9 protein-coding genes and 1 pseudogene are annotated in these 11,869 nt (G+C 51.9%); 3 read left to right on the top strand and 7 right to left on the bottom strand.

Features of this window, described 5'->3' with window-relative positions; translation table 11 throughout:
• Positions 1–190 precede the first annotated feature (190 nt).
• Entirely contained in the window at positions 191–631 is a 441-nt protein-coding gene (locus XI25_RS30455) for a WIAG-tail domain (RefSeq protein ID WP_046681569.1), read from the top strand.
• A gap of 158 nt (positions 632–789) precedes the next feature.
• On the opposite strand, the gene XI25_RS30450 is transcribed toward XI25_RS30455, so the two are convergent.
• From XI25_RS30450 to XI25_RS30440, 3 genes are all read right to left on the bottom strand, one after another.
• Positions 790–2,457 carry a hypothetical protein gene (locus tag XI25_RS30450; RefSeq protein WP_046681568.1) on the bottom strand — a complete coding sequence of 556 codons (1,668 nt, stop codon included), beginning with the start codon at positions 2,455–2,457 and terminating at the stop codon, positions 790–792.
• The gene (locus XI25_RS30445; protein WP_046681567.1) at positions 2,444–2,971 is read right to left on the bottom strand and encodes an RNA polymerase sigma factor; all 528 of its coding nucleotides are present in this window, start codon (positions 2,969–2,971) and stop codon (positions 2,444–2,446) included. The genes XI25_RS30450 and XI25_RS30445 overlap by 14 nt, the downstream gene beginning before the upstream one ends.
• 144 nt (positions 2,972–3,115) lie before the next feature.
• Entirely contained in the window at positions 3,116–3,856 is a 741-nt protein-coding gene (locus XI25_RS30440) for a DUF4184 family protein (RefSeq protein ID WP_046681566.1), read from the bottom strand.
• Between the two features lie 370 nt (positions 3,857–4,226).
• On the opposite strand from XI25_RS30440, the gene XI25_RS30435 reads away from it, so the two are divergent.
• Both XI25_RS30435 and XI25_RS30430 read left to right on the top strand, forming a co-directional pair.
• Positions 4,227–4,667, top strand: a complete 441-nt coding sequence (locus XI25_RS30435) for an NUDIX hydrolase (protein ID WP_152669260.1) — start codon at positions 4,227–4,229, stop codon at positions 4,665–4,667.
• On the top strand, positions 4,654–5,112 hold the full coding sequence (locus XI25_RS30430) for a DUF523 domain-containing protein (protein WP_046681565.1): 459 nt from the start codon (positions 4,654–4,656) through the stop codon (positions 5,110–5,112). The genes XI25_RS30435 and XI25_RS30430 overlap by 14 nt, the downstream gene beginning before the upstream one ends.
• An 89-nt stretch (positions 5,113–5,201) precedes the next feature.
• Here XI25_RS30430 and XI25_RS30425 read toward each other — a convergent pair.
• The 4 genes and pseudogenes from XI25_RS30425 to XI25_RS30410 all read right to left on the bottom strand — a co-directional run bounded on the left by XI25_RS30425 (position 5,202) and on the right by XI25_RS30410 (position 11,643).
• Positions 5,202–7,981: pseudogene (locus XI25_RS30425) on the bottom strand (endo-beta-N-acetylglucosaminidase).
• Between the two features lie 127 nt (positions 7,982–8,108).
• The gene (locus XI25_RS30420; protein WP_046681564.1) at positions 8,109–9,629 is read right to left on the bottom strand and encodes an ABC transporter substrate-binding protein; all 1,521 of its coding nucleotides are present in this window, start codon (positions 9,627–9,629) and stop codon (positions 8,109–8,111) included.
• Positions 9,630–9,746: 117 nt separating this feature from the next.
• A complete protein-coding gene (locus XI25_RS30415; protein ID WP_046681563.1) occupies positions 9,747–10,694 on the bottom strand; it encodes a carbohydrate ABC transporter permease in 948 nt (315 codons plus the stop codon).
• A 19-nt stretch (positions 10,695–10,713) separates the two neighbouring features.
• Positions 10,714–11,643 (bottom strand): ABC transporter permease, encoded by a 930-nt coding sequence (locus XI25_RS30410; protein ID WP_046681562.1) that lies wholly within the window; start codon positions 11,641–11,643, stop codon positions 10,714–10,716.
• Positions 11,644–11,869 lie beyond the last annotated feature (226 nt).

Here is an 11,869-nt window from a genome sequence, read left to right as displayed (position 1 = left end):
CCTATCACTTGCAGGAGCGGAGCATCGGCCCCAAGCATATTGAAGCGGAAGCCATTACCGGCGACCTCGTACAAAAACGGAACGATCACCGGCGATAAAAATCGCGGAGGACAGCATTCCCGGCTCCAAAATTGCCGCCGGTACCCTGACCGGCCATCAGCTGGCGGAAGGCTCCGTCGATAGCCGGCATTTGACGGCCGAGGCCCTGGCATCCGTCACGATTCAAGACGGCAGCATTTCCGGCGCCAAGCTGGAAGACGGAACGATTACGGGCCAACAGCTTGCGGCCGGGGCCGTAACCAGCGGGCACCTCGCCCCGGGAGCCGTCAACCCGCAGCACCTGAGCTTCGCGCCGATCCGGAGCAGCTCAGACCGAACGGCAGTACAACAGTATGGCTTTGCGGCCTTTGTATTTCAAGGAGCGGAGGATCAAACCGAGGTCACGGTTACTTTTGGCGAGGCGTTTGCGGTGTTGAATTACGTCATCGTGGCCATGAGCAATCATCCGGGATTTCAGGTGTGCCTGAAACAGCAGCGGGCTGAAGAAGCCGCATTGACAGTGATCCGCCAACCTGGATGCACTCAAAGTTACGGATTCATTTCCTGGATCGCCATTGGTCCTTCCCTTTAGTGGAAATCCGGGTTAGCCATAAAAATGCGCACCCCTGGATCGATCAACATCCGAATCATCGGTTCAGTTGTCGATCTAAAGGGGTGCGCTTTTCTTTTTAACTTTGCTTTATTTTTTCTTTAACCTTTTTCATGTTCTCTTTTCTGTTCTATCCCTTTTTATTTCAGCTTGATCTCCTGAGTGTAGCTCCCGTCCTCAACCAAGTATAAGCCAGGATGAATTTCCAGCTTGGCGCCTTTCGGAACATTGCCATAGTAATCGAATCGTTTGTTCGTTCCCGAGGTCCAGGATTGGCTTTCATCCGGTTTTGCGATTTGTCCGTTAACCTTAAGCCTCGTTCCCCGGAAGCCGATTCCCTCCCCTTTTTCCAGCTTCGTCATGACCATGATCCCTTTGCCTCTCTGATAGTAGGTATACTGAATCACTTTATTGTCATCGAGACGATACTTAGCCGTTTTCTTGGCGCCGGTTGGTTCTTTGATAGGGGTCCAGCCGCCGGACAAGTTTTCATGCACGACCAGCGCTTTTTTTAATACGAGCGTAACCGGTTCATTCGAGTAATCTTGATAAGGCTGGTCCAGCATGAATATCAGCTTATGATTTTCAGTGAGAAACCCTTCAAAACTGCGGCTGCCGACTTTAAGCTCAACCTCATTCAACAGCACGTTTCCGTCCCGGCGCTCCGCAGAATATCCCGAGATCGGGATGCTAATGTATCGCGGGGAAAAATTCACGCTTGTCGGCACAAATCCGAACCCTTTCACTTGAGCAGGATCAATATCGACCGGATAGCTGTTTAACGGCCGTTCGTCTACGGTGAAATCCATGGACCATGTCCCCTGCACTTTGCCCGTCGTCTCCGGATAAGTGAAGTAAAGCTTGGCGTCCGCCAATTCCTTGTCGCTCAGACCAAAAATGTCAAAGACATCGGAGGACAGATCGGCTCCGCCCATACCGCTTGTCGGCGTGATGGTTCTGCCGCCCGCCTCAAGCACCAGCTCATAATTGCTTTTTTCGATGGAATTCCGCCATTCGTTTTGGAATTCGTTCGGCTGCTGCGGATTTTGCTCCAATTTATAGCGGACAACCCACCTGTTATCCATGCGGGCGGAAGCCTTAAACGTCAGGGCTGCATATTTCTCCGAGTCCAAGCGATAGCTCTTTTCTTTAAGCTGGTGCAGTTGTCCCGCTAAGGGAAGCTTGACTGTTTTACGCAGATACAGATCCTGCAATTCGATACGATAATGACGGACCGCATCGGATGGCGACGGATCCTCCAAGGTTTCAAAGACCGCAGAAAATTGGCCGTTTTCCTTCGTGAAACTGATATTATTGCCGATGTGTTCCTCTTTCTCTCCCGTATCCCGGTTGGTCATGGTCCCGAAGTCGAAAAAAGCGTGGTCATAGCTGCCCGCATTGGGCACATCCAATGAAAGATGATATTCCAGGCTGGTGCCGTCACCGTTAATGGCAGGGCTGCCTATTACCTGGTTCAGGCTGAGCGTGGCTCCTTTATGTTCGGTATGGACGCCAAGCTGCTGTCCGGCTGCCGCATGCTGGGTCCGGGCAACCCCCGCCAACTCTTTCAGCAGGCCTGTCTGCTGGGCTGTTATTCCGAATGCCGCAACCGCAAGAACGCCGACTGCTGCCGCAGCAATGCGGCGGGATTTCGGGCGGGACCGGACTGCAAGCGCCGCGGATCCCCCCGACTCTCGTACCCATTTTCGTTTGCGCTCCTCCAATGCGCTGAACATGGCTTCGTAATCGGGCCTTTCCTCCGGGTAGACAGACAGCTTTTGGGCCAAATCGTCCTTAAACTCCGGCATGCGTCTCCTCTCCTTTCATATGTCTGGATTCGTCCTCCTCCAGAATTTTTTTCAATTTCTTCAATCCCCGATTGGCTCTGGATTTTACGGTGCCTACCGGTACGTCAAGCACTTCGGCTGTTTCCGGCAAAGTCAGCTCCGCCGTATAATGAAGAATCATGACCTGCTTTACTTTCAGGGGCAGTTCATCCAGGAGCAGGTGGAGGGAGTTCACCATTTCGCGCTGCTCGCAGGTCTCCTCGACGGACGGCGAACCAAGGGGCAGGGAGAGCATAAAGGCGCGGATTTCCTTGCTCCACCCGTTTCGTCTTCGTCTGAGCAACGTGTTGCACTCATTGGCTGCAATTTTAAACAACCAAGCTTTTACATTGTGCACTTGGGAACGGTCGGCGATCATGGCCTTGAAAAAGACCTCCTGGCAGATATCCTCCGCATCGGCACGGCTGCGAAGCATGTAGCGGCAAAAAAGATATACCTGTTCCCTGTACGTTTCAAATAACTGCCTGTCATTCAAATCTGTCACTTCCTTACCGTTTTGGTGCGCCTTCTGAAGAGTATGACGGTTAAGTCCCCTGAACCGTTCGCATGTTCATGAAAAAAGACCTGAAACGGGGAAGGTTATCCGACTGGACGGAAACGAAGCCGATTCTCGGATAGGCTAAATTTTGCGATAAATAAAACTCGCGGTCACGATTCCCAGAATACACCCGGATATGGGCGAGACAATCAGAATTCCAAGCAGATTGGAGTTTGTTGCGTAAAGCAGCTTGGCGCCCATGACGCCGAAGGTTGCCAGAAGCACAATCATCCAGTAGGCCGTTTTTCGCTTGGGGCTTATCTTAGCGATCTGGAAATTCCGCGCTGCGGGAGACTTTTTCATCAATATCATCCATATCAGATAGGCCTGCACCATAACGCCCACGACGGAAAGCGAATATTGCAGCACCTTATACATCGGGAGACCGAAGAAGCCGGACTGCAAAGCCGGCAATTTTTGAACAAAATACCCTGATACATGCGTAAAAGAGTCAACCAGGAGATGGCTGTAAAATCCGATGACAACGGAGGATATGAAAACAGCCCAGCTCCTGAATTTCTTCATCTCAAAATACCTTATGGCCGAATACATTCTCATATCCAAACCGAATGCAGAGGGAAGATGAAGCGCGAAGGGCCTCATGACGAACTGAAGCAGCATCAGGATGAGCAAGCTCAAGGGAATAGCCTGCACAATCAGTCCCTTGAAGGTATGGCCAATCGTCTGATAGGGCTCCAGGACGATAAAAAATTCAAAATCGGGAGACATGCTGCCAAGAACAAGACCGGCTAGGCTAAAATATTTGGGATTGATATATTTCACCGGAAAAATATACAGTGGATGCGCAAACGTAAACGGCATAACGTCACTGCTCCTTTAAGGGGATATTATACGTGTTACACTATAACATACTTATGGTTCCGGATAAGTCCCGCCTTAAGTTTCAGTCCCCTAAAAATTCATGGTGGTCGCTCCCCCGCGGCTGCCATATAATAGGTTCAAACAGACAGGCACATGAACAAAAAGACCGGGGAATGCTCACCTTCTTCTTACTACGGTCCCGGAAACGAGAGAACGGCTGGCATTTATGGAACATACGGAGAACCAATGGTAGGAGGAATGTATAAGTGACGAGTTTCTATGCGGTATGGGGAGAATCGACCGTCAAGCTGACATGGCAGGCTAGCAACAGCCTTCCTCCGCTCCATCTCATTACCAGCGTGCACGGCTTCTGCTACAGGGACGGCCGCCTTCTGCTCGTGGATCTCTTGGACAGGGGCTGGGATATCCCCGGAGGCATATGGAGCCCGGGGAAACGCCGGAAGCCTGCTTTAAAAGAGAGGTGCTGGAGGAGGCTTACGCAGAGGGGATCTGCACGCTGCTGGGCCATATCACGGTTGATCACGGCGATTGCCCCAACTGGACCGAGTCCAGCCGATATCCCAAGATAGGTTATCAGGTGTTTTATCATATGGACGTTACCCGCCTTCACCCATTTGAGGCCGAATTCGAATCGACCCGCCGCATCCTGATCGACCCGAATGAGATGCAGCGGTATTATAAAGGCTGGAATCCGGTGCATAAGCAAATATTGGAGGATTCGCTTAAAGTCGGGGATATGCAGAAGTCAAATAATTATCTGATTCGAGGTGAGACGCATGATATTGGTTAGCTCCTGCCTGGCAGGGATGGAAGTAAGATATAACGGAACTCACAGCTTGAACGAAACGATCCGGGAGTTGATCGAACAAAACAAAGCGGTCACCGTATGCCCCGAGCTGCTTGGAGGTTTTTCAACGCCCCGGGAGCCCGCGGAGATCATCGGCGGGGACGGGGATGACGTTCTGGACGGCACGGCCAAAGTCATCGAGAGATCAGGGCGGGACGTAACCGATATGTATATTCAGGGAGCCAACGCCGCTCTAAGGAAAGCGCGGGAACTGGAGGCCTCAGCCGTTGTTCTTAAAGAATACAGCCCTTCGTGCGGAAGCGCCATGATTTACAACGGCCGATTCGCGAACGAAAAAGTCGCCGGAAACGGCGTCACCGCCGCCCTGTTGAAGCGGCATGGCATCAAGGTCATTTCCGAGGAGCAGCTGGCGGAGCTTGAGTCGTGACGGCGGCTTGCGACGCGATCCAGATGGTATGGCAAGCAAAAAGGAGCGTCCTCCCTCTTGAGGGAAACGCTCCTTTTTGGTGATCCGTATTATTTCAAGCCCAGCACTTCAAAATCATAAATGCGCGCAGCCGTATCCCCGCCCTGTGTCGCCTTCTCTACCTGAAGACGCACGTACCGTGCGGAGGTAAGCTCGATCGCATGGCTGCTGACCGCTTTCGTATTGTCTTTGACCGTTACCGCATCCTTCCATTCCTTGCCGTCCGAACTCACCTGAATCGAGAATGCGCGCGTGTTGAACGCGGCCGGCTCGCCTCCGGCTTCCGCATGCTTGATCACGAATTCGCTGACTTTACGCTCGGCTCCCAAATCCACCGTCAGCGTGTGAGGCCCGTCTCCGACGGCACACCATTTGGTGGCGGCATTGCCGTCCACCGCAAATTGGGGCGCTTCCTTCTCGTTCACGAAGCTTGATGCGGACGTCTTCTTGCCAAGGGCAAGGTTGCCGACGCCGTTCTCCGCTTCCCGGGTAACCGTAATGAGCTTCTTCCGAACCATGTCCTCGCCTACGCTATTTTTAGCGGTCAGCGTGACTTCGTACGTTCCTTCCTCCGGATATTTCACTTTAGGATTCTGCTCCGTGCTGGACGCCGGCTGTCCGCCGGGGAAGCTCCAGTTCCAGGATTCCGTTACCTCCGAGGAAAGATCCGTGAACTGGACCGTTTCACCCGGGGCGATCAAGGTTTTGTCCGCCTTGAAGGCCGCAATCGGCTTCGGATATTCCGGCCAGTCAAAGCTTACGGATGCCGCTTTTCCCTGTTGGTAGTGGCGGTTTACCGGAATAACGACCATTTTGGTTGCATTCTCCTTAAGCATTCGTTTCATTTCGGGCACGTAATAAACGGTATTTCCGGTCATGCCCATCAACTCGTACTTGCCGTCCGGATGAACGCGGTATACCTGGTAATACAAGACGTCTTCATCTTGTTTCGGCGCTTTCCACGACAAACGCGCGTCGCCATAAATTCCGTCGCGGAAATCATTTTCGATCACCTGCAAATCGGTCGCCTCGTGCGGCTTCTTCGCCTTATCGTTCACCTGCGTAACCGCCAGGCGGCCGATATTGGCCCGATAATCCGCCATATCCGCAGCAGACTCGAATTGCAGCGAGATTCCCGCGATCGTGCGGCCTTTATACTTGTTCAGCTTGACGCTGCCCTGCTTCCAATCCTGATCCGCGCCGGCCGGGGTCCACTTGCCCGGCTCGAAAAACTCGTACCGATCCGGCGCATCGGCGAAGGCCAAGCCGATCTTCACCTTGGCGTCTTTCGCATTGTCCGCATAAACGAGCGATACTTCCGTCGTCGCTTCCACCGGAATATTCGCCTTATACAGCTTTACATGGGTGGAAGAGCCTTTGCTTACGGCACCCGCTACCTGAAGCGAGCTGCCTCCGTAATAGGATTTGCCGAAATCGAATCCGGGTTTCAGGGCCTCGCCTTTGCCGTTTGTCTCCGTGATCCAGCGCCAGGTCGGCAAAATATCCTGCAGGCTGCGGTTGCTCCAATCGCGGCTCCGCATCACCTTGCCGTCCACAGCAAACATGTGGCCATTGCCCGTATTGAAATGGGTAACGAATTCGGAATCGGTGAGCACGGTTTTGGCAACGACATCATTGGCAATCCCTCTCCAGGCGAGCGGATCGGCCCCTTCAGGCTGCGAGGTATTCGCCGGATTCATTCCGGGGCCCACCCAAAAAATCTGCTCCTTTTTCATGTACTCCTCATGGGTTTCGGAGCTGTTGAACGCCCAATCGGGACGGTAAATGCCCAGGGAGGTCGTGGCTTTCTTGCCGTCCGGGAACAGAACCGGCCAATTGAATTTGCCCTCGTAGCCTTTCGCCTCCACGTCAATGCCGGCGTATAGATCATACGGACTGCGGCCAAGTTCCGCCGCTTTGGCCGGGGAATTCAAGAACGGAGTAACGTAATCGTATTTGCCGTTCTTCTCATCCTTGTACTGCCAGCGGAAATCGATGAACATATTGTCGGAAACCCGCTGATTCCCCGACTGGAAGAACATCTCGTTCTTATCCGTCAAGGCTCCCTGCCACTTCACCGGTCCCTCCTTGATCATGGAGTCGTACCAGATCACTTCCATCCCCGGAGCTTTTTTCTTCTGCAGGTAAGTCAAAAACTCAGCCATCTTGGCGGCATCCTCCGGAGTTCCGCCCTGGGTTTCCTGATTGATAAACCAGCCGTCGAATCCGTAGTACGTCGCAACCTCAATCAGCTTGTCGGCGACCGGGAAGGATCCATCCTCCCGCTGCTTTAACAGATCATGCAGCCACTGGATTTTGCCCCCGTGCTCCGTTTGCGGCAAGAAAACGGTTCCAAAAACAGGAACTCCGTTCTTGTGGGCCGCATCGATGACGTCGCTGCTTGGTGGAACGATCAATCCTTCGCCTGCCGAGCCGCCCCACATCACCAGCTTGTCGATATACTGCCAATTGCTGAAGGTATAGGTATGGAACTTCTCCGAGCCTTGGGAAGGGGCTCCGCTCGTGCTCGGATACATGGAAGCAATCGATAAAACCTTCACTTCCTCCTTGCATTGCCGTTTACCTTGCTGCCTTGGATACGCTGATCTTCCAGCTTAACCGTTCCCCGGTTAAAGCGCGCATCCTTGTCCGTGGACGGCGACCATTCCAGCAGCGTGTTCGGATACCAATATGACGAGTGAGGCTGTGCCGCCTCGGCTTCTCCGGCAAAGCCCGTCAGGGACGCAGCCAGCAAAGCCGTGCTCATCCATACTGCCATTTTGCGCTTCCACTGGGTTCTTGCGTAATAATCCGGTTTGATTCGTTTCATGGGAAAACCTCCTGTTTATGTAATGATTTCGTGGTGGACAATGAATGCGTTTTCCATCTAAAGAAGGAATGACAGAGAGAAACGGCCGTAAGGAACAGCCGCTTCTACTCTTCATACACTTTACGGATTACTTGTTTTGGGCCTTCCACTCATCGAATTGTTTTTGAACTTCAGCGATAACTCTGTCGATCCCGGCATCCTTGAACTTTTGTTTTGCTTTTGGCAGATATTCGTCAGGATCTACGGAGCCGGTATACAGGGCAGGAATAAATTCCTTGGCTACGTTCGTGATGGCCGCAACCTCCGTTTTTACCGGAGCCGTGTCGAAGTTAAAGCCGAACGTAGGAGCAACCAAGGCAGAGCTGTTGAATTTCTCGAATGCTTCCCACTTGTCCTTAGGCTCGCCTTCATGAAGGTAAGTCAGGAACATGTTGCCCAGTGCAAATCCAGGCATGGCGTAGTTTTCCTGCATTGCAGGCATATCCTCGATATACGGCTCTTCAAGCTTCTTGTAATGCGTTCCTTCCAAGCCGTATTGAATCATGTTCCGAAGTTTCACATCCGTGTTCAGCAGGTTCAGGAACATCATCGCCCGCTCCGGATTTTTGGAGTAAGAAGAAATGGCCATCATCGAACCTGCCGCCGAAGCTGTGTAAATAACAGGATCATGCATCGGTCTGGTCACGATATCATAACCGGCGTTTCTGGACCATCCCAGCTCGGCGTATGGTTGCGTAATTTCGCGGTCCACGAGCCATTTGCCGGTCTTGATGTTGTCGATGCCGTCCAGGGTGGCGATGTCCTCGCGCACGTAACCGGCTTGATAGTATTTGCGCATGGTCGTCAGAGCCGATTTCAGTTCAGGCGAATCCAGCAAGTTCACAAATTTGAAGTCTTTGGTGTCCAGATACATGCCGATCGGAATTTCATCGCCGAGCGCGAAATCAAACGGCATGTACGGTTTAAAGCCTTTCGGTACGGCAAGCGGCGTAATTTCCGCAGGTTCGTTCTCTTTAATCGTTTTCAGAAGAGGCTCCAGGTCCTCAAGCGTCGTCACGTTGGAAATGTCCAGGTTGTACTTATCGAGATATTTTTTGTTGAAGCGCCATACGAACTGCTGTGCCAGCTCCTTGTTGGCCGGGATGCCATAGTTCACGCCGTTAACCTTCGTTCCTTCCAAGAAACGTGGGTCCAACGCTTCCTTAATGCCTTTTCCATACTGATCAAGAAGATCATTCAGGGGCTTAAACGCGCCCTTCGCCGCATTCGGCAGATAATCGAACGCCCACGAGCTGGTGAAGGCGATGTCGTAATTCTCGCCGGAGCTTGTAATGACCTGCATCCGCTGGCTGTAATCGCCCCAGTCGATCATACTGATCTCGATCGTTGCATTGATTTTTTCCGTCAGATATTTGTTGATCTCCTCTTGAACCATGGGAAGATCCTTTTGGTTAGGCCCGATCATGTACATTTTCAGTTTGACCGGATCCAGCTTGGAGGCATCGATCGTGCCGTCGCTTTGAACGGCTGCCTCTTCCTTCGCAGGTTCGTTCGGCTTATTGCCTTCCTTGCTGCCGCAGGCCGACAGTACGACGGTCAGCAGAAGCACGAGAGCAAGGGACAGTAAAGAAACCTTTTTCTTGAACATGTGTTTTTCCCCCTGTATCGCTTAGTGGTTAATGCTATATTGACACCGCTTGCACACTAAGGTGTATCAAAGCCGGATTTCTCCGGCAGTGTGCGATGCGGGTTCAACCTTATGAAATTATCCTTTGACGGAGCCTACGGTCAGGCCCTGAACAAAATAACGCTGAAAGAACGGATACGCCATGACGATCGGAAGCGTAGCCAGTACGACCATCGCCATTCTTACCGTCTCCGTCGGCAGACCGGCTGCTGCATCGAATGCACCGATATTCTGGGCATTCTTCGTCAGGAAGTCCATGTTCTTCTCGATCTGCATGAGCATGAACTGCAGCGGCGGCGTCGACTGCGGATCGTTATAATACAACAAGGCGTTAAACCAGTCGTTCCAGTAACCCAAAGAACTGAACAAACCGATGGTTGCAATCCCCGGCAGCGAGACCGGCAGCACGATCCGGACAAACGTCAGAAATTCGCCGGCGCCGTCGATTTTGGCGGACTCGATAATTTCATCCGGGACCGTCGTTTGGAAAAAAGTCCTCATGACGATGATGGAGAACGCGCTCAGGGATAACGGAAATATCAGCGACCAGATCGTGTTTTGCAGATGCAGGAACTGGGTCATCACGATATAACCGGGTACCATGCCGCCCGAGAACAGCATGGTGAAGAAGGCCAGAAAGCTGAAGAAACCTCTAAATTCAAAGTTTCGACGGGACAATGCATACGCATAAGTCGTAACCAGAGCCAGACTCATCAGCGTTCCGAGCACCGTGACCAGAAGGGTTAAGCCGAATGAGGATAGCAGTTCGCTTCCCGATTCGAATATATATTCATACGCCGCGGTGCTGAACTGGCTCGGCAGCAGCCTGAAGCCTTCCATGGCCAGTGTCTGTTCGTCCGTCAGGGAAATAATGATAACAAACAGAAACGGAAAGATACAAGAGAACGAGAACACGCCGATCACGATATTGAAAATCGTATTCCACAAAGGGGAGATGGCGTTATAGTCTCTCTTTCTCGAACGCTTTGCCGACTGAAGGGCGGTTTGCGTTGTTGGCTGTGACATGAAATTCGCCTCCCTCGGATTAAAAGATCGCGTGATCTTTTTCAATTTTGCGAACGATATAGTTGGCGACCAGAATCAGAACCAGCCCTACGATCGATTGGTACAGGCCCGCCGCCGTGCTCATTCCGATGTCCCCCATATTGATCAATCCGCGATATACGAAGGTGTCGATAACGTTCGTAACCGGGTACAGCGCGCCCGAATCCTTCGGAAGTTGATAGAACAATCCGAAATCGGAACGGAAGATGCCCCCGATCGCCAGTATGGTCAGGATGATCATAAGCGGCTTCAGCAGCGGAATCGTGATGTACCGCGCCTGCTTCCACTTGCTGGCTCCGTCGATGACGGCCGCTTCATAATAAGACTTGTCGATCCCTGTAATAGCCGCAAGATAAATAACGCTGTTGTAGCCAACGCCTTTCCAGATGCCGACAAAAATGATGATGAAGGGCCAATACTTTGATTCCGAATACCAACTGATCGGCTCTCCCCCGAAATAAGTGATGATTTGATTCAGCGTCCCTTTGTCCACGCTCAGGAAGGTAAACGCAAAATAACTGATGATAACCCACGACAAAAAGTGCGGCAGAAACATGCCGGTCTGATAGACCTTGGCCGTCCGCTTGTTGACAAGCTCGCTCAGCATGATCGCAAAGCCGACCGCAATGATCAGGCCCAGGATGATAAAGGCCAGGTTGTACAGGATTGTATTCCTCGTAATGATATAGGCATCATTGGTCGTAAACAGATACTCGAAGTTTTTGAACCCTACCCATTCGCTGTTGAACACGCTGGCGAAAAAACCGTCCGGACTGATCCGGAAATCCTTGAAAGCGAGAACGGTGCCGAACATGGGCAAGTATGCAAAGATAAGAAACCAAATGGTTCCGGGCAGTATCATCAGCAGCATAAACCGGTTGCGTACAACCTTTTTGATGAACCCCGACATGAGCACTCCTCCTCTTCCCTGTTAAATACAAGTGATGCGACTGGTGTTGAAGATCCCCCATGATCTTTGTCAACGCGGCTTTATCCGGAGCCGGCCGCTTTCTTATCACTCGCCCTTAACTAATTTAATTGTGCCAAGTAAGCGCTATCGCCCTCAAGTTGAAAAATACTAGAACGGGATGGATAAATTAAAGAATCCTCCAAAACCGAACAACAAAAGAACAGGC

It is taken from the genome of Paenibacillus sp. DMB20 (genome assembly GCF_000987955.1).
In the GTDB taxonomy this organism is placed as follows: domain Bacteria; phylum Bacillota; class Bacilli; order Paenibacillales; family Paenibacillaceae; genus Paenibacillus_AQ.
The sequence above is the reverse complement of the archived record's forward strand: the minus strand, read 5'-3'. Positions and strand labels throughout refer to the sequence as shown.